The organism is Acinetobacter sp. SK-43 (assembly GCF_015351505.1).
Classification (GTDB): domain Bacteria; phylum Pseudomonadota; class Gammaproteobacteria; order Pseudomonadales; family Moraxellaceae; genus Acinetobacter; species Acinetobacter junii.
Window position 1 is genome coordinate 1 of the sequence record NZ_JADKPY010000077.1, and the last position, 20,641, is coordinate 20,641.

Consider the following 20,641-nt stretch of genomic DNA (forward strand, 5'->3'; position numbering starts at 1 on the left):
AATATAAATGCATAAGGCATTACTTTATCAGAAGTTCATTTCTTTTTTCTTTCTTTTTCTAAACCTTATAGTTTAGCTAGGAAATTACTTCATCAGCTAAACATAGTTACTTTAATCGAGCGAAACGATATATCGGTATACATTTCGTATGAAAATCAACAATCAATAAAATTCAGACTATTTAAAAGTATTACATTGATTGATATCACCTGTGGTGTATCCCAACTCAAACCATTGCATACGTTGTTCGCTTGTACCATGAGTAAAGCTATCTGGTACAACTTGACCTGTTGCTCTTCTTTGTAAGTAATCATCACCAATTTTTTCAGCAGCATCCATTGCCTCTGCGATATCACCCTGTTCGAGAAATTGTGTTCTTTGTTGATTTTGATTCGCCCAAATACCAGCGAAACAATCTGCTTGAAGTTCTAAGCGAACTGAAAGTTGATTTCCTTCTACTTGGCTGGATTGCGCACGAGCCTGCTGCACTTTTCCTGAGATACCAAGTAGGTTCTGAATATGATGTCCAACCTCATGTGCTATGACATAAGCTTGTGCAAAATCCCCAGCTTGATCTTGACGTGACAATTCTGTTTGATTTTGCTCACCAGAAATACCCATTTGTTGGCGCATATCTTTAAAGAAAGAAGTATCGATATAAACCTTTTGGTCTGCTGGGCAATAAAAGGGACCCATTGCCGATTGCGCAGTACCGCAACCTGACTTCACTACCCCACTAAATAAAACTAGTCGAGGTGGCTTATAAGTCATGCCTAATTGTTGAAAAATTGGCGTCCATGTATCTTCTGTATCAGCTAATACCGTACCCACAAACTCACTTGCTTCTTTTTGTTCTAAAGTCAGATTTTGCGGTGCTTCGGCTGTTGATGTTGTTTCAGTGGTAACAGCTTGTGTTGCTTGGTAAGCTTGCTGAGGATCAACACCAAAAAACTTCCAAGCAATAAATGCAACCACTAAACCGATGATACTAATACCACCAGCTTTAACACCGCCACCACCACGACGATCTTCCACATTGGTACTTACACGACGCCCTTTCCAACGCATGACTACCTCTCTTTATTATAATGATGACGGTTTCTTTTTATTTAGATGCTTTTGACCAAACTTTTTGTATTAGCCCGACAACAATTAATACAATAGCACCCGCGATAAATCCAATACCCAAGTTAATTAATGTTGGTGTTAATGCACCAATGATTGAACCAAAACTTGGGATTAACTCCAAATGATCAACAGTTTCTTCCGTAAAATGGTGTAATAAAGGAATCGTGTGTGTAATGATGCCACCACCGACTAAAAACATTGCTACTGTACCAACGACAGATAATGTTTTCATCAGAATCGGAGCAAAAGCCAGTAAACCACGACCTACTTTATTTTTAAATTCTGAAGCTTGTTGAGTTAAATACAACCCTAAATCATCAATTTTGACAATCATCGCTACAAAACCATAAACACCAATTGTCATGCCAATCGCAATAACACTCAATACAGATACTTTAGTCATAAATGCAGCTGTCGCAACAGTACCCAACGAAATCACAACAATTTCAGCAGATAGAATAAAATCTGTACGTATTGCACCTTTGACTTTTTCTTTTTCAAATTTTGCTAAATCAACCTCTATTGCTTCTAGATCAGCACTTGCTTCTTCAGCAGTTTTTGCTTTTTTGTGATGTAGCATGTGTACTACTTTTTCTACACCTTCATAACAAAGAAACAGACCACCAATCATCAATAATGGATTAATAAGCCAAGGTGCAACTACGCTAATTAACAATGCTAATGGAACAAGAATGAGTTTATTAACAAATGAGCCTTTTGCTACGCTCCATACAACTGGTAATTCTCGGTCAGAGCGAACACCACTCACCTGTTGAGCGTTTAAAGCTAAATCATCACCCAATACGCCAGCTGTTTTTTTTGCTGCCATTTTACTCATTACAGCAACGTCATCTAAAATCGTTGCAATATCATCAAGTAATAGTAATAAACCACTCGCCATTTTTATTTCCTAGTTTGTATTTATCTCGCTATTGTAGATTTACTCAATAAATTCACAACATTATTTTCATAAAAGTTTGTTCAATCGCTGACGAAATTTTTTTATTTCCCGTACAATAAGGTCAATTTTATATTTATGAAATCACTGAATCTTGGAACATATCATGAGTAATGCTGATCAACGTCCAATCATTTTGACTGGCGACCGCCCTACTGGACAACTTCATTTAGGTCATTTTGTCGGTTCATTGCGTTCTCGTGTTGGTTTACAAGACAGTCATCATCAACACTTATTACTTGCTGACGCTCAAGCTTTGACTGATAACGCAGATAATCCTGATAAAGTACGAAATAATATTCTTCAAGTTGCTTTAGATTATCTTGCCGTTGGAATTGATCCAACTAAAACAACGATTTGCGTTCAATCATGTTTACCAGCCCTTAATGAGCTGACCATGCTTTACCTCAACTTCGTTACGGTTGCTCGCTTAGAACGTAATCCAACAATTAAATCTGAAATTCAGATGCGCGGTTTTGAGCGTGATATTCCTGCTGGTTTTTTATGCTATCCAGTTGCTCAAGCAGCGGATATTACGGCATTTAAAGCAACGGTTGTACCAGTAGGTGAAGACCAAATTCCAATGATTGAACAAACCAATGAAATTGTTCGTCGTGTAAATCGTCAAATTGGACATGACCTCCTACCTGAATGCAAAGCATTATTATCGAACATGGGACGTTTACCTGGATTTGATGGTAAGGCAAAAATGTCAAAGTCTTTAGGTAATACTATTGTTTTAAATGCTTCTGATAAAGACATTAAAAAAGCTGTCAATGCGATGTACACCGATCCAAATCACTTGCGTATTGAAGATCCAGGTCAAGTTGAAGGAAATATCGTATTCACTTATTTAGATGCATTTGATCCAAACAAAGAAGAAGTTGAAGAATTAAAAGCACATTATCGTCGTGGTGGTTTAGGTGATGGTACAGTTAAAAAACGCTTAGAAGGTATTCTAAAGGAACTCATCACTCCAATACGTGAACGTCGTGCTGAACTTGAAAAAGATCCAGACTATATTATGGATATTCTTAAGCATGGTACTGACAAATGTCGAGATATCACGCAACAAACTTTAGATGAAGTAAAAAGTGGATTAGGTTTATTTAAATTCTAATTACAATACTTTTACCATAAAAACAGCCCATTTTTTGGGCTATTTTTATTTAAGCTTTTGATTTAAGTTTATTTTAGGAACTTTAACCCGAACCCAATAACTAACAAATTTTGTCACTTATTAACACTTGATAACACTCGTTAACACGAATACCTATGAACACAGTCAAGTTTTTTATTAGTATAGCCAAGTAGGTTAGATAACACTAATCTCATGACATTTCTCCTTTCAACCGAAACTGTTTTACAGATTCGTTGTTCAACGCAATGACAACCCCAATCATTGCGTTTTTTTTTGCTTTAAATATTTAGCTTGGAATTTGATTGAATTTTATGCTCGATACAATTAATCTTATAAATAATTAGTTTTTATAATTTTTTTAAAAAAATTTTTCCAAAAGAAAAAAGAGTATATACAAATGATATGGGATTTATTAATACACCCTTCCAACATTGTTTTTAGCGTTTCTTTATTGCTATGTCTATGTATAGGTGTATTGGAATTGATTTTATTAATGTTTGGGGGAAGCAGCAGCTTCATCGATCAATTTCTTCCCGATAGTTTGACTGACGTTGATCACGCTGATGTTTCAATGGATCATGCAGATAACCTTTTCACTCAGTTTTTAGAATGGCTGTATCTTGGAAAAGTACCTTTACTAGTTTGGTTGATTATTTTCCTAACTGTTTATGCACTCACTGGTTTAATTATTCAAGATGTTTTTTTCAATTTTACTGAACACTATCTATCTGCTTGGATCATTGCACCTGCCTGTCTTTTTCTATGTATGCCACTCGTTCGTGTTGCAGCAAAACTCATTTCCAAAATTATTCCTAAAGATGAAACAACTGCAATTCATAGTGATGATCTGATTGGTCGTACTGCCAAAATTATATTGGGTGAGGCAAAGCCTAATTCTCCTGCCCAAGCAAAAGTGAAAGATCAATTTGGACAAATGCACTATGTTTTAGTGGAACCAGAATTAGATGTTGTTTTTACTCAAGGTCAAGATGTGATTTTAACTCAAAGAACCAAAATTGGCTTTCAGGCTATTTCCGCTTAATTTTTCTTAATATAAATGATATGAGGGTGTTTTAATGTTCAATTCAGCATTGACTGAAATTTTAATTATTACAGGTGTAATTTTCGCAGCACTGATATTTATCGGTATCGTCATTGCTCGTTTATATACTCGTTCAAGCAAAGAAGTTTCATTCGTAAGAACTGGTTTCGGTGGAGAAAAAGTCATCTTGAATGGAGGTGCGATTGTGCTTCCTGTATTGCATGAAATCATCCCCGTCAATATGAACACATTGCGTCTAGAAGTAAAACGTGCAGCTGACCAAGCTTTGATTACACGTGACCGTATGCGTGTAGATGTAATGGCAGAATTCTACGTTCGCGTTAAACCTACAGGTGAATCCATTGCGACTGCAGCACAAACCTTAGGTCGGAAAACCATGTCTCCACAGGAGTTAAAAGATTTAGTCGAAGGTAAATTTGTCGACTCTTTACGTGCTGTAGCCGCGGAAATGGCAATGGAAGAACTACATGAGAAGCGTGTCGACTTTGTACAAAAAGTTCAACAGGTGGTTTCTGAAGATTTATCTAAAAACGGTTTAGAACTTGAAACCGTTTCATTGACAGGTTTAGATCAAACTGGTTTTGAATATTTCAATCCACAAAATGCTTTTGATGCTGAAGGCTTAACTAAACTTACAGAAACAATCGAAGACCGTCGTAAGAAGCGTAATGATATTGAACAGGATGCTGATTTAGCGATTCGTGCTAAAAATCTTGAAGCAGAGCGTGCGCGCCTTGAGATTTCTCGTGAAGAAGAATATGCAAAACTGCAACAAGAACGCGAAATTTCCATTCGTAAAGCAGAACAACATGCTGAAATTGCTTCTCAAGAAGCAGGTAAAAAGCGTGAAGCCGAAGAAGCTCGTATTGCTGCTGAACGTGAAGTTGAACTTAAACGTATCGCTTCTGCTCGTGATGTAGAAAACGAAAATATCCAAAAAGCTCAACTTATTCAAAAAGCACAAGTTGAACAGAAAAAAACTATCGAACTCGCAGAGCAAGATCGTGCAATTGCTATCGCTGAAAAATCACGTGCCGAATCTGAAGCTAAAGCTCAAGCTGACAAAGCCAGAGCTGAGGCTGTAAAAGCTGAAGAAGAAGTCGTCACGGTGCGAGAAACTCAAAGAGCAGAACGTCAAAAAGCTGTCGAGCTTGTAGCAGCCAAACAAACTGCTGAAAAAGAAGCGATTGCGATTACTGTGGCAGCTGATGCAGGTAAAAAAGCTGCAGCAGATGAAGCAGAAGCTGTTCGAATTGCTGCAGAAGCTGAAGCCGAAAAGATACGCTTAAAAGCAAAAGGTGAAGCTGATGCTAAGGTGCTTCTCGCACAAGCTCTCGAAAAGCAATATCAAGTAGATGCTGAAGGTACACGTGCAGTGAATGAGGCAGCCAATGTTCTTTCTGCAGAGCAAGTAGAGATGCAAGTTCGTTTAGCCTTACTCAAACATTTACCAGATATTATTCGTGAAAGCGTTAAACCAATGGAGAATATTGACGATATCAAGATTCTACAGGTGAATGGTTTAAATGGTTTTGCTGGTGGTCATGCATCTGGTGAAACCACTGAAAATGGTCAAACATCTTTGTCTGATCAGGTTGTGAATAGTGCCCTACGCTACCGTTCTCAAGCGCCTTTGATCGATAGCTTAATGAATGAATTAGGCCTACAAGGTGGTGATATTAACGGCCTTACCAACACTTTAAAATCTCAAAATAAATTAGATTGATAAGAACAGGTAAAAGATAAACGCGGTCTTGACCGCGTTTTTTATTGTTTTTCAGCCAGCTCAAAATTGGTTAACCTTCCTTCCTGATCATAATGCAGGGTGACATTCTTAGCATCTCTTAAGGCATTCATTTGTTCAGTATTTAACTCGAAACTCAGTGCTAATTGATCTACAGAAATATTTTTCGGAAAGGATCTTCTTTCTTTATTATAAAAACGAAACCAATTGTAGATCGCCCAAATAATTAAAGTCAGGATAAACAACATGATAGAAATAATTAAATAAAGGATATCAATCGATTGCTCTGGTATATTCATCACGAATAATTGTTCATATGCACTGAAACCTTGGAAAATCCATAATAATGCAGTGATTAATGGCATAAAAATCCATATCCAAAGCAACCAGCCTAAAAAAAACAATCCATATCCAGCCGTTTTGTTTCTGACATAACGAGGTTCATCAATGTACTCAGGAATTTCCAATTGTGTAAGGTCATAGACCATTTTAAAGTTTGACATGATCTTGCCCCTCTCTAAATCCACGATCAGGACTTACCCAACGTGCACGTTTTGGTTTTTTAAATATGGTTTTTGGCAATGCGATCGCGGTTGTGATGGTCATTAATACCCAGAAAAATAATGGATACCAGATAACCCAAAAATATGTCCGTAAGGTTCGACTATTGTCATATTGGCGATCGATCATCAAACTCACTAAAAACTGTATAAGGCAGGTCGTACCTAAAACAATCCCATACCAGTTAGGCAATACGGTAGTAACCGCCCATTGTTCAGGTAATTCTATAAATAATCCAATCACATAAAGAAGAATGATAGCAGTCATTACATAAACCCAAATCACGCTGATAATTGCTTCAAAAACGACTGGCCACATGCGTCTTAAACGCCATTTAAATAACTTCGGTACATAAGCAAATAAGACTTCGATACCACCTTGCGCCCAACGTAGGCGTTGTTGCCACAATCCTTTAAAGGTTTCAGGCATATAGATATAACAAAGTGCTTTTGGTACATACTGTAAGTCCCAATGATCGAACTGGAGCCGCCATGAGACATCAATATCTTCTGTGATCATGTCATCACGCCAATAACCAATTCGATCTAGTGCTGTTTTTCTAAAACCTGCAATCACCCCTGATACCGTAAAAATCCGCCCATAAGTACGTTGTGCACGTTTAATCAATCCAATGATTGAAGAGAACTCACCTACTTGAATTTTGCCCAATACACTGGAACGGTTAATAATGCGTGGATTACCTGTTACTGCACCGACTCTCGGATAGTGTGTTAGATGATTCATCATCCAAAAAACGGCATGAGGATGCAGTAAAGCATCGCCATCAATGCAAATTAGAAACTCATGCTGGCTGACCATCGCACCTGCTCTCAAGGCATATGCTTTGCCCTGATTTTCTGCCAAATGCACCACACGTAGTTTTGGATAGTGCAACGCAAGTTCATCTAAAATCTCTGCGGTTTTATCCGTACTTCCATCATTTATAGCAATCACCTCAAAATCAGGATATTGGCTTTGCATAGCGAACTTGATGGTTTCTCGAATTTGTTCTTCTTCATTAAAACAAGGAATGATAATGCTACAACTTTCTTGACTAGGTTCAGGGAAAACCGTTTGCCGAAATTCACGTTTGAAATAAAACCAAATTCCACCCGCCATCCAAAGCCAAGCCATTAATAAAGGAAATAAAAATGCAAATCCAAAAAATAAGTCGCTTAAAGAAATATCTGAAAAAAATTCCATAATTAGCGCCCTCCTTGTTTCAACACATAAGGATTGCGATAGCTGAGCGGACTACCATTTAAGCTCAACTCACGATAAAGATATTGATGAATCGTAGCCCCATAAGAAAGCTGATAATTATCTACACCAATTTTTTGAACACCTTGTCGTTTTAATTGCTGATAAATTTGCTGATATTTTTTCCAATCATATGAAGAAGCTTGATTATTGATCTGCAAACTAATGATCAAATGTTGTTTTTCACGTTCAGTTAAAGTCGATAAAACTTTATCTAGCTCATTTATATTATTTTTTGATTGATTCGAATCTAAAGCGATATACAGAAAATCAGCATGATCAGGAATCAACTGCAGTAACTTTTGTAGCCCACCCCACTGGGCTCCCTTGTAACTAAATTTTAGTGCTGTCTGATAATTTGTACTGACATTGACGTAATAATTTGCTTTCAATTTAGTCTTATTTTTGATCGCCAATACATCATCGATTTTCTTCTGACAAATGTGATCCCAATCTCGTTGACTAATTGCACAGTGTAATGTGTCATCTGTTTCAATCATCAAACCCGTGATGGAACTATTATTTTTGACTAAATCTGCAATTAACTCTGACAAGTCGTAACCTTGTTGAGTTTCTAAACTCAGAGGAAGTTCTGCATAAACTTTATTTGCAATCCGTGTACGTGCTTGCCAGACCACCCGATTTAATAAATCCGCTTTCATCGGTAAACTACGATTAGGAAAATAAGCAACATCAATTTTTCCATCATCATTCTGATCTTCAACAACGGTCAGCAATAAATTATTCGACTTAAAAGCTCCAACCTGATCCAATAATTGACCTAATCGCTGTTCAGAATTTCCATTATCTTTTACCAGTTCAGCTAAATTAAAACGCAGAAAACTCTTACGTTGCTTATAAGGTGCATGACGATCCAATACAAAATTTTGCATTTCAGCGTAAATTTGAGCTGGTATTGGATTATCAATGATCAAAGCACGTTGATAAGTCCCAAATAAATCTGCTGTGTTTAACTCACTACCTAGGCTAAATGACAACGGTAAACCCACCATACTCGCCAATTCCTCGGTTTCTTTGGTCACAGCTCCATATGGCCAAAAGATTGCGCGAGTATTAGTACCTAGCTCTTTATCTAAAATTTGCTTAGATTGTTGCAAGTCGTTCAAGACTCGACGTCTAAAGGCTTCATCAGTCTCATAACTTTCAGACTGCGGAAAATATTGCCGAGTAATTGCTGCAAACTCTAGATTTGTTTGAGGGTTTGCGGCAATACCGTAATGTAAATTGTCACTATGAGATCCAAACTCCACCAAGCCCGAAGCTTGCATTTCTCGCATTTGCTGCCATGTCATCAAATTACTTGTACCATATGCCTCAATAGCATCTTTGGTATTGCCGTTAATCCAACTGGTTGGTATTGCAAATACAGCAGGGATTTTATGTAGTTTTAATAATGGAAAAATATGTGTGTATGCACTCGATACACCATCATCAACGGTTAATAACAACGCTCTCTCAGGAAGAGCTTTTCCTGCATTACGCGCTTGCCAAACATCCTCTAATCGTATCGGTTGCCATTCATTATCTTTAATCCATTGTAACAATTGCGCAAAATTTTGACTGCTAATCGCATAATAATCACGATCACCTTTTGCTGCGACATCATCACGAACATCATGAAATGTCAGCGTCACAAATTGATTAGCTTTAGAGCTCGTTTGTGCGGATTCGGAAACTGCCTTATCGATAGGTTGTGCAAACAGATTGAATGACATTGCACTTATACACACCAATAAGCAGAAAGGAGATTTTATATTCATTAGAACCGTCCTTCGAAGCCCAAAATGGCATATGTTTTGTCTTCGTGCTCACCATCATAAGGATGGGATCCCCACCCTACGCCATAATTTAGATACCAAACACGTGAAATTCGCCAATCATGGCGATACAAAAAGTTATAAACGGGCTGATGAGCAAAATCTTTTTGCTTAAAAGTACCCAGAGTCAGCTCAAAATGCTGTTTAAAGTCACGCTCATATTCACGCCATGTCAACCAATCATGTTGCAGATTTAACTCGATGCTATGACTAGATACAGGGTTAAAATAATCAACTTGCACAGCTTTATTTCTTCCGTAATATCCAGTAACAGTCGCTTTGCTTGTGTGTTGTGGTGATTGAAAAAATTGCTGACTGAAATATGCCTGATACGCTTGTCGTAAATTTCCATCATCAATATCTATCGCTTGATATTGAATACCTGCTTTTCGAGACTCATTAGCTTGCCAATTCATCGCAGCTACATAAGATTGCCCTTTGTGCTTTTGGGCAATCGCTTGTAATGGTATATCAGCATCAGAATCGACTGAGAAGTTGTATGCCCAATGATCATTTAACCAATGCGACCAATCCAATCTAACACCAAGTCGATCTTGATCCATTCTTTCGGACAATAGAATATTGGCTGTTTTTCTATTTGAAGACCATTCCAGTCCCAGCCCTACCCGAGCATCGTCTAATTTCTTATTTTTATACCGTGCTTTTCGATATTGATGCTCAACAAAGATACGATAATAATCATTAAACCAAGGACTATTTAAACGCGTCCAGAAACTCTGTTCGTTTGATCCTCGTAAACTATTTAATAGACGATCATCGTTAGACTTATTCCTTGAAAAATAACTGTGATGTTCTACACTCCACCGATCACGATCCTTCAACTCTTTATAACTCAGTTGTACACCTGTATCGTCAGCAGCCGTTTGTAAAAGCTTTTTATTTAATTCTCTCCAATATGAAATATTTCCCAGAGCTTGCGCATTATTCATTTGGTTGATTTCCGTCATTTGGCTGACTTCATCCAAACCATTCCATTGTTCTAAACTTAGTTTCGCTGTTAATGGTTTTTGCCTCCAACGTTGAATCAAAGCCAGATTATTTTGATAACCAATATTACGTGGTGCGATTGAAACCAAATTTTCAAAATACTGTTCGGCTTTTTCTAGCTCATTCCGATAAGCAAGATTTAACCCTTTTAAACTTAAATATTGTTCCCAATCTTCATGAGTTGTACGATCTACACCTTTTACTTGGCTATATTGATAACGTCTTAATTGATGTTCCATTTCATCAATCAAGTTATTTGCTTCTTCAAATTTTTCTTGTTCTAAATACGCATAATATAAGGCTGAATAAACATCATAATCAGCATAGTTCTTTTCATTAAATAATGACAAATAAACTTGCTCTGCTTGTTCAGGTTGATTGGTCGCTAAATACGCATCTGCAATTGCATGACGTGTATAAGTTGGCCAAAGATCTAGTGGAATACTAATACTCTGTAAAGTAGTTAATATATCAGTGTAACGCTTACGTTTCGCTAAAGCATAGATGTAATCAGCATAAAAGCTTTTTTGCCAATGAGGATAACCATTTACTATGGGTTTATACGATTCCATTTCAGCAAGCACTTGGTCTAATTCAACATATGCATCTGCATATTTGCTTTCTTGTTGAGCAGTTTTATAAGCAAGTACTGCATTTTTGATTTGAGTGGCGAATTGACTGAGTTTAATTCTGATCACTAAATCAGGATGAGTATGAAATAAGACAGAACGCATTATATATTCATCTGCCACATTATAATTTCCGTTATCATTCAGTGCTAATAAATATTCCTCTTGAGAAAATTGATTTTTTTTCTTATCAAAAGCAGCATTTGCGGCTTGCAATGCTTGGATAGGGATTCCCACTAATCGATAGGTATACGATAACAGCACTAGTTCTTCTGCATTTAATTGCTGCATATCTACTTGTTTTAATATGGTTTGAGCTTCCTGATTTTGCTTTGTTTCAGCAGCTATCGTTGCTAACCATACGTTCCACCCCATTTGAGGATTATGAGCTCTAAACCCTGTAATCATCTTTTTAGCCAAAGAATATTGTCTGGCATCTCTTAAGGTTTTCACGACACTGGTCTGCGCATAAATTGGAAATACTTCTATTTGTATATTTTCTATACAGGTAATCAACTCAGTCGCATGAAGCGTATTTCTTCCATACGAAAGTACAAAATAATCCGCAATTAATTTTTGGTCTTTAGGATACAAAACTAATAATTTCTTTAAATCAAGTAACCCATGATCAACCTCTCCTTTCTGGATTAATTGAACAGCGTACTCCCTCTGTTGATCAATCGGATTTGAATAAACAGCGCTTCCACAACACAATAAAGCAAAAAGAGATACACAATGCACAGGAATAAATAATTTTATTTTAATCATATTATTCCTCATTATTTAATATTTATTATAAATAATAATTTAATAAAAAAATAACCACAACAATAAATTAAAAAATTTTACTCTAAATTAAATTTAAATATAAAATTATACCAAAGTTTAAAATAAAAATTAATATAAGCATATGTAATAATTAAACTTATTCAAAAACAATATAAAAATAAAATAAAATTTAATTTTCCATACGAAAAACTTAAAAAAACGAAAAACAATTTAGATAAACATTTTATTAAATAAAACTTAAAAAGAAAGAACGACCTGTATAATAAAGATCGTTCTGTATAAATTAAAAACAGATAATATTTAAAACTCATTTTTAATATTTTAATTAAGCTTTTTCAAAAAAATAAAACCTAAACATAATATGAAAAGTTATATTTTTATCTATTACAACCATTTAATTATATCCATCAGATTTATTTATATGATTTCTTCGGCATCTTGCACGTATTTTGTCACAATATTACACTCATAAAAAAACCCAATGTCACCATTGGGTTTTTTCAAGATAAATAAATCTAACGTATTACGCTAAACCTTTCTCTTTCAGCACTTGCATCATTGTTGAGCCAAGTTCAGCTGGGCTACGAGTGTAAGCCATACCTGCTTTTTCGAATGCAGCAAATTTCTCTTCTGCTGTACCTTTACCACCAGAGATAATCGCACCAGCATGACCCATACGTTTACCTTTAGGCGCAGTTACACCAGCGATGTAACCAACAACTGGCTTAGTTACATTCGATTGAATAAATTCAGCAGCTTCCTCTTCTGCAGTACCACCGATCTCACCAATCATGATGATTGCATCAGTATCAGGATCGTCTTGGAATAATTTCAATGCATCGATTTGGTTCATACCTGGGATTGGGTCACCACCGATACCGATACAAGTAGATTGACCTAAACCAAGCTTAGTTGTTTGAGCAACCGCTTCATAAGTCAATGTACCTGAACGCGAGATAATACCAATACGACCAGGTTGGTGGATGTGACCAGGCATAATACCGATCTTACATTCACCTGGAGTGATCACGCCTGGGCAGTTAGGACCAACTAAACGAGTACCATTACCGTTAGTTTCTAAATAGCGTTTTGCTTTAAGCATATCGATTGTTGGAACACCTTCAGTGATCACAACAATAAGACCAACGCCTGAATCAACCGCTTCAACAATAGAATCTAATACAAACGGAGCTGGAACATAAATAACAGATGCATCAGCACCAGTTTCACGTACAGCATCTTTCATTGTATTGAATACAGGAAGGTCAAGGTGTGTTGTTCCACCTTTACCTGGCGTAACACCACCAACAACTTTTGTACCGTAGTCTAAAGCTTGTGCAGAGTGGAAAGTACCGTTTTTACCAGTAAAACCTTGTACCAATACTTTAGTGTCTTTATTAATTAATACGCTCATGATTGATACTCCCCTTACGCTTTAACTGCAGCAACAATTTTTTCTGCAGCATCAGATAAACCGTTTGCAGAAATTAATTTCAAACCAGATTCATCAAGCAATTTCGCACCTAGCTCAGCATTGTTACCTTCTAAGCGAACAACAACTGGTACAGTTACGTTTACTTCTTGAACTGCTGCAATAATTGCTTCAGCAATCATGTCACAACGAACGATACCACCAAAGATGTTGATTAAAACACCTTGTACAGAAGTATCAGCAAGAATAATTTTGAATGCTTCGATTACACGCTCTTTAGTCGCACCGCCACCAACATCTAGGAAGTTAGCAGGTTGACCACCATAAAGCTTGATGATGTCCATCGTTGCCATTGCAAGACCAGCACCATTCACCATACAACCGATGTTACCTTCTAAAGCAACATAGTTAAGGTCAAATTCAGATGCTTTTAATTCACGCTCATTTTCTTGAGATTTATCACGCAAAGCTGCAACTTCTGGCAAACGATAAAGCGCGTTAGAGTCAATACCTACTTTCGCGTCTACACATAAAATTTCGCCATTTTCACGAACTGAAAGTGGGTTGATTTCAAATAAAGCAAAATCATTTTCTACAAATGCTTGGTAAGCAGCAGACATAATTTTAACAAATTGACCGATTTGTTTATCTTTCAAACCAAGAGCAAATGCAACTTCACGTGCTTGGAATGGTTGTAAACCTACTAATGGATCAACTTCAACTTTAATAATTTTTTCAGGTGTTTCTTCAGCAACTTTCTCGATTTCTACACCACCTTCGGTAGAAGCCATGAAAGTAATACGACGGCTAGAACGATCTACAACCGCGCCTAAGTAAAGCTCACGCTCAACTGGATAGACATCTTCTGCAACAATAATGCTGTTAACAGGCTGACCATTTGCATCTGTTTGATACGTTACAAGACGAGTACCAATAATATTGTTAGCAAATTCGATAACATCTTCTTTTGATTTTGCAACTTTTACGCCACCAGCCTTACCACGACCACCAGCATGTACTTGCGCTTTCATTACCGCGAATTTACCACCAAGCTGTTCAAACGCAGCTACTGCTTCATCTGCATTTGTTGCCAAAATACCTTCTTGTACTGGCATGCCATATTTTTTTAATAACGCTTTAGCTTGATACTCATGTAAGTTCATTTAATTACCTACTACGTTGTTTATTGTGACGCGACCTAGATATTCTTAACACTAGGACACTACATTATGAGACGACGACTGTCTTATAAACCAATCGTCTTCATTCAAAAAAGTGTGGCGAACCACACTTTTTGTTTTTATTTGCGCTTACGTTGAATCGCGTGGATTGCACGACCATCAACTGAAAGTGCAGCTTCATGTACAACTTCAGAGAACGTTGGATGACCAAAAGTCATCAACTGTAAATCTTCAACAGAAGAAACAAACTCAAGTGCGATCATACCCTGATGAACGATGTCTGATGCATTAGGACCGACAACGTGCATACCCAAAAGACGATCCGTTTTTGCGTCAGCAACAAATTTAACAAAACCAGCTGTATCACCAGCAGCTAATGCACGACCATTGACCGCAAACGGGAATTGGCCTGCTTTAACTTCGTGACCTTTTTCAGCAGCTTGTTCTTCAGTTAAACCAACCCAAGCAGCTTCTGGATGCGTGTAAATAACACTAATAATAGTGTCATAATTTACTTGAGCAGCATGACCATGGATACGCTCAACAGCCATCACGCCTTCTTCCATTGCTTTATGAGCAAGCATTGGACCACGAACTAAGTCACCGATTGCATAAACGCCTTCAACAGATGTTTGGCACTGATCATTTACATCAACTAAACCACGTTCAGTGAGTTTAATGCCTGAATCTTCTGCCAATAGACCTTCTGCATAAGCTTTACGACCTACACAAACGATTAATTTGTCAAATACTTGCTCTTTATCTTCACCAGCTTGGTTATATTTAACAGTCACTTCACGACCATTAACTTCTGTACCAGAAACTTTTGCACCAATACGAATATCTAAACCTTGTTTCTTCAAGATTTTTTGAAATTCTTTAGAAAGTGCTTTATCAGCCATTGGCAGGAAAGCATCTAATGCTTCAAATACAACAACTTCCGAACCAAGACGACGCCATACCGAGCCTAACTCTAAACCGATAACACCTGCACCAATAACACCAAGACGTTTTGGAACTTCTGGGAATTTCAATGCACCAGTTGAATCAACAATCAAATCTTCATCAACAGGAGCTACAGGGATATTTACAGGTACTGAACCAGTCGCAAGAATGACATACTTAGGTTCTAAAACTTGTACTTCACCTTCAAATGGCGTGAATTCAACTTTTTTACCAGCAAGTAATTTACCAGTACCTTGTAACCACTCGATACCATTACCTTTAAGTAATTGAGCAACACCACCAGTCAATTGATCAACAACTTTGTCTTTACGAGCTAACAAAGTATCCAAATCAAATTTAACTTCACCAGTCGTGATACCGTGTTCAGCAAGTTCATGAACTGTTGCTTCGTAACGATGAGAAGAGTCAAGCAACGCTTTAGAAGGGATACAACCTACGTTCAAACATGTACCACCCAAAGATGGTTTACCGTTATGAATACGTTTTTCGATACATGCAACTTTAAAACCTAGTTGCGCAGCACGGATTGCTGCTTCATAACCACCAGGTCCACCGCCAATAACAACAAGATCAAACTGTTGAGACATTTTTATCTCCAATCAATCTCCCTAAATCCCCTTTTGATTAAGGGGATTGAACTTTCTTAATTAAAGAAAAGTTAGGGATGATTTTTAAATAATAAGTTATAGGTCAAGAATAAGTTTAGCTGGCTCTTCTAACAATTCTTTAATTGTTACTAAGAAACCTACTGCTTCTTTACCATCAATTAGACGGTGGTCATATGAAAGCGCTAAGTACATCATTGGCAAGATTTCAACTTGTCCATTTACCGCCATAGGACGTTCTTGGATTTTATGCATACCAAGAATCGCTGTTTGTGGCTGGTTTAAAATAGGTGTTGAAAGTAATGAACCGAAAGTACCACCATTAGTAATAGTGAATGTACCACCAGTCATTTCTTCGATCGATAATTTTCCTTCACGTGCTTTAGCAGCATATGCAGCAATACCACCTTCTACTTCAGCATAGTTCATACGATCAGTATCACGAAGGATTGGCACAACTAAGCCACGATCAGAAGAAACTGCTACACCGATGTCATAGAAACCGTGATAAACAATATCATCACCATCAATCGACGCATTTACAGCTGGATAGCGTTTTAAAGCTTCTGTTGCTGCTTTAACAAAGAAAGACATGAAACCTAAACGAGCACCATGGCGTTTTTCGAAAGCATCTTTATATTGCTTACGCATTTCCATGATCGGCTTCATGTTAACTTCATTGAATGTTGTTAACATTGCAGTTTGTTGTGTAGCCGCCAATAAACGCTCAGCAACACGCTTACGTAAACGTGTCATTGGAACACGTTTCTCGATACGTTCACCTACAGCAACGCTTAACGGCTGAACTGAAGCAGCTGGTTTATGATTTGCAACGTCTTCTTTAGTGATACGACCACCACGACCAGTACCTTGTACGTCAGCAGCATTGATACCTGTTTCAGATAATGCTTTACGAACAGCAGGGGCTTGGTTTTGATCAACAGCTTGAGTTGATGCAGCCGCAGCTGGAGCAGATGCCACAGGAGCCGCAGCTACTGGTGCAGCAGCTTCAGGAGCAGCCGCAGATACAGCACCAGCTTCAAATTGAGCAATTACTTCATCAGAAAGAACTGTATCGCCTTCACCTTTGATGATCGCGACTAAGCTACCATCGGCTGGAGCAACCACTTCTAAAACAACTTTATCGGTTTCAATGTCACAGATCACTTCATCACGTGATACAGGTTCACCTACTTTTTTATGCCAAGTTGCGATCGTACCGTCAGCAACTGACTCTGGGAATACCGGTGCTTTAATTTCGGTTGCCATTATTTAGAATCTCCTGATTGTTCAGCTTCAATTGCAAGTGCGTCATTGACGAGCTGAGCTTGTTGTTTTGCATGCAAGTACGGTGAGCCACAAGCAGGTGCGGCAGATGCTTCACGTCCAGCATAGCTAATACGAATTTGTTTACCAGATTTAAGAACGTCTTCATACAAACGAGGAACGATAAATAACCAAGCGCCTTGGTTCTTAGGTTCTTCTTGCGCCCAAACAAGTTCCTGAATGTTTGGATATTGAGCCATAACTTCAGCTAGACGCTGTTCTGGATATGGATATAACTGTTCAATACGAACAATCGCAATATGGTTTAAACCAAGCTCACGACGTTTTTCGAGTAAATCGTAATAAACCTTACCACCACAAAGAACTAAACGAGTAACGTCAGCTTTGTTGATTTGATCGACTTCATCAATCACTGTTTGGAATGAACCATTTGCTAATTCATCTAAAGTTGAAGTCGCTAATTTATGACGTAGCAATGACTTTGGTGACATCACAATCATTGGCTTACGAATAGGACGAACCGCTTGACGACGTAAAGCATGGAAAATCTGTGCTGGTGTTGTAGGAGTCAATACTTGCATATTGTCTTCAGCACACAATTGTAAGAAACGCTCTAAACGTGCAGATGAATGCTCAGGACCCTGACCTTCATAACCATGTGGTAACAACATAGTTAAACCACATACGCGCTCCCACTTGGTTTCACCAGAAGCAATGAATTGGTCAATCACGACTTGCGCACAGTTTGCAAAGTCACCAAATTGTGCTTCCCAAACGATCAAGCTCTTCGGTAGAGTGGTTGCATAACCATATTCAAAAGCAAGTACAGCTTCTTCTGATAATAAAGAGTCATACACCGCAACACGTGGCTGATTTTCTTTAATGTGACACAATGGGATGTAAACAGAACCATCAACTTGGTTATGTAGTTTCGCATGGCGGTGAGAGAATGTACCACGACCAACGTCTTCACCCGTAATACGTACTAAAAAGCCATCGTCAAGCAAAGATGCATACGCTAATGTTTCAGCAGCACCCCAGTTCAGTGGCATTTCACCTGTTTGCATTTTAATACGATCATCAATAACTTTTTGTACTTGGCGTTGTAATACAAAACCTTCAGGTAATGTATTCATTGTTTTGCCAAGTTCTTTTAAGCGATCAATGTTAAAGCTCGTATCCCAAACATCTGTATATTCATGACCTAGATATGGTGTCCAATCCACAAACATTTTTTTGTTTGGTTCACGTACTAATGCATTAGCAACATGGTTGCCCGCTTCTAAATCAGAACGATAACCTTCAACCATTTGATCAGCGCTTGCACGATCAAGTACTTTCTCTTGAACCAATTGATCAGCATAAAGCGTACGTGTAGTCGCTTTTTTATTAATCACTTGATACATCAACGGTTGAGTTGCAGATGGTTCATCTGCTTCGTTATGACCACGACGACGGTAACAGAACAAATCGATCACAACGTCTTTGCGGAATTCATGACGGAAATCATGTGCAAGTTGTGTTGCAAAAATTACAGCTTCAGGATCATCACCATTCACATGGAAAATTGGTGACTGAATCATTTTTGCTACGTCAGTACAGTATTCTGTAGAACGTGTATCGCGCGGATCTGAAGTCGTGAAACCAACTTGGTTATTAATAACGATATGAACTGTACCGCCAACTGTATAACCACGTGTTTGTGACATTTGGAAGGTTTCTTGGTTAACACCTTGACCTGCAAATGCCGCATCACCGTGAACAATCACAGGAAGAACATCGTCACCACCAATATCTTTACGACGTACTTGACGAGCACGTACCGAACCTTCGACTACTGGTCCAACGATTTCTAAGTGCGATGGGTTAAACGCTAATGCTAAGTGAACCTCACCACCAGGCGTCATCACATTTGAAGAGAAACCTTGGTGATACTTAACATCACCAGAACCTTTTTTGTGTAGGCTCTTTCCTTCAAACTCACCAAATAAATCGGCTGGGTTTTTACCCATAATGTTGACTAAAACGTTGAGACGACCACGGTGTGGCATACCAATCACAACTTCTTTACAACCAACACTACCTGCACGCTGAATGATCTCATTCATCATTGGAATAAAAGACTCACCGCCTTCCACACCAAAACGCTTAGCACCTACGAATTTTGTACCTAAATACTTTTCTAAGCCTTCTGCTGCAGTCAAACGCTCTAAAAAGCCTTTTTTCTGATCAGCTGAGAAATTAAATTTCCCACGAGCACCTTCCAAACGCTGCTGAATCCAACGTTTTTCTTTAGTGTCGACGATATGCATGTATTCTGCACCGATTGAGGTACAGTAAATTGCTTCCATTGCCTCAATCATTTCCGACAATGTAGCTTCTGCTTTACCAATCGCGAGATTACCCGTATTAAATACAGTATCAAGATCAGATTTTGTTAAACCATGTGCAGATAAATCGAGGTCAGGAACGTCTTCACGTTTCGCAAGACCTAATGGATCGAGTTTAGCTTTTTGATGACCACGGTTACGATAAGCAGCAATGAGTTGTAGTACACCAATTTGACGACGCTCATGCTCTGTGCTCACAGCACTTTGAACTACAGGTTGAATTCGGCTTGAATTACGACCCAAAAGCAGGAATTGTTCACGCACACTACCGTGTGGTTGATCCCCTTTAGGATATTTGTCGAAATATTCACGCCAATCCTCTGACACTGAGGTTGGAGATGTTAGATACTGTTCGTAAAGCTCTTCAATATACGCTGCACTATCAGCGGAAAGTTCAGTGTCAAGACGCAGTGCGTCAGCAACTTCTTGCATTTTTGGACCCATTTCCTATTGCAAAAAATAATACAGGCTGCCTTTTAAGCAGACCCATGATTCATAGTATCGAATTGGTAACAAGACACTACTACCCAAGATCATCCAACCTTAGGACATTATCACTACACATCAGGAGTATTCCTTTTGATGTAACAAATCAGTCACGCACCCATAAACAAGGCGCGCAACTCATTCTTATACTCGACGACATCGAGCAATTTTTTGC

14 protein-coding genes are annotated in these 20,641 nt (G+C 38.1%); 3 read left to right on the plus strand and 11 right to left on the minus strand.

Annotation, left to right across the window (positions count from 1 at the left end):
* Positions 1-177 precede the first annotated feature (177 nt).
* Together IRT38_RS14450 and IRT38_RS14455 are read right to left on the minus strand one after the other, a co-directional pair.
* Positions 178-1,068: a neutral zinc metallopeptidase gene (locus IRT38_RS14450; RefSeq protein WP_194598084.1), complete on the minus strand. Its 891-nt coding sequence runs from the start codon at positions 1,066-1,068 to the stop codon at positions 178-180.
* A 37-nt stretch (positions 1,069-1,105) separates the two neighbouring features.
* Positions 1,106-2,029 carry a DUF808 domain-containing protein gene (locus IRT38_RS14455; protein ID WP_125298176.1) on the minus strand — a complete coding sequence of 308 codons (924 nt, stop codon included), beginning with the start codon at positions 2,027-2,029 and terminating at the stop codon, positions 1,106-1,108.
* 163 nt (positions 2,030-2,192) lie between these two features.
* On the opposite strand from IRT38_RS14455, the gene trpS reads away from it, so the two are divergent.
* The 3 genes from trpS (at position 2,193) to IRT38_RS14470 (ending at position 6,016) form a co-directional block, all read left to right on the plus strand.
* Positions 2,193-3,206, plus strand: a complete 1,014-nt coding sequence (gene trpS, locus IRT38_RS14460; RefSeq protein WP_004908319.1) for a tryptophan--tRNA ligase — start codon at positions 2,193-2,195, stop codon at positions 3,204-3,206.
* A gap of 418 nt (positions 3,207-3,624) precedes the next feature.
* Positions 3,625-4,269 (plus strand): YqiJ family protein, encoded by a 645-nt coding sequence (locus IRT38_RS14465; protein ID WP_194598085.1) that lies wholly within the window; start codon positions 3,625-3,627, stop codon positions 4,267-4,269.
* A 34-nt stretch (positions 4,270-4,303) separates the two neighbouring features.
* Positions 4,304-6,016, plus strand: coding sequence for a flotillin family protein (locus IRT38_RS14470; RefSeq protein ID WP_125272758.1), 1,713 nt, complete (start codon positions 4,304-4,306; stop codon positions 6,014-6,016).
* A gap of 41 nt (positions 6,017-6,057) precedes the next feature.
* Here IRT38_RS14470 and pgaD read toward each other — a convergent pair whose 3' ends face one another.
* The 9 genes from pgaD to IRT38_RS14515 all read right to left on the minus strand — a co-directional run bounded on the left by pgaD (position 6,058) and on the right by IRT38_RS14515 (position 20,412).
* On the minus strand, positions 6,058-6,537 hold the full coding sequence (gene pgaD, locus IRT38_RS14475; RefSeq protein ID WP_194598086.1) for a poly-beta-1,6-N-acetyl-D-glucosamine biosynthesis protein PgaD: 480 nt from the start codon (positions 6,535-6,537) through the stop codon (positions 6,058-6,060).
* Positions 6,524-7,798, minus strand: coding sequence for a poly-beta-1,6-N-acetyl-D-glucosamine synthase (pgaC, locus tag IRT38_RS14480; RefSeq protein WP_005402204.1), 1,275 nt, complete (start codon positions 7,796-7,798; stop codon positions 6,524-6,526). The genes pgaD and pgaC overlap by 14 nt, the downstream gene beginning before the upstream one ends.
* Before the next feature lie 2 nt (positions 7,799-7,800).
* Positions 7,801-9,636: a poly-beta-1,6-N-acetyl-D-glucosamine N-deacetylase PgaB gene (pgaB, locus tag IRT38_RS14485; RefSeq protein ID WP_194598087.1), complete on the minus strand. Its 1,836-nt coding sequence runs from the start codon at positions 9,634-9,636 to the stop codon at positions 7,801-7,803.
* Positions 9,636-12,098, minus strand: coding sequence for a poly-beta-1,6 N-acetyl-D-glucosamine export porin PgaA (gene pgaA, locus IRT38_RS14490; protein ID WP_194598088.1), 2,463 nt, complete (start codon positions 12,096-12,098; stop codon positions 9,636-9,638). Before pgaA ends, pgaB begins: the two co-directional genes overlap by 1 nt.
* Before the next feature lie 544 nt (positions 12,099-12,642).
* Entirely contained in the window at positions 12,643-13,533 is an 891-nt protein-coding gene (gene sucD, locus IRT38_RS14495; protein WP_004908342.1) for a succinate--CoA ligase subunit alpha, read from the minus strand.
* Between the two features lie 14 nt (positions 13,534-13,547).
* Complete coding sequence (gene sucC / locus IRT38_RS14500; protein ID WP_004908344.1) at positions 13,548-14,714, minus strand: ADP-forming succinate--CoA ligase subunit beta; 1,167 nt, start codon at positions 14,712-14,714, stop codon at positions 13,548-13,550.
* A gap of 137 nt (positions 14,715-14,851) precedes the next feature.
* Entirely contained in the window at positions 14,852-16,285 is a 1,434-nt protein-coding gene (gene lpdA / locus IRT38_RS14505; RefSeq protein ID WP_099949023.1) for a dihydrolipoyl dehydrogenase, read from the minus strand.
* Positions 16,286-16,381: 96 nt separating this feature from the next.
* The gene (odhB, locus tag IRT38_RS14510; RefSeq protein ID WP_004963584.1) at positions 16,382-17,572 is read right to left on the minus strand and encodes a 2-oxoglutarate dehydrogenase complex dihydrolipoyllysine-residue succinyltransferase; all 1,191 of its coding nucleotides are present in this window, start codon (positions 17,570-17,572) and stop codon (positions 16,382-16,384) included.
* Entirely contained in the window at positions 17,572-20,412 is a 2,841-nt protein-coding gene (locus tag IRT38_RS14515; RefSeq protein WP_004908351.1) for a 2-oxoglutarate dehydrogenase E1 component, read from the minus strand. The genes odhB and IRT38_RS14515 overlap by 1 nt, the downstream gene beginning before the upstream one ends.
* Positions 20,413-20,641: the final 229 nt, after the last annotated feature.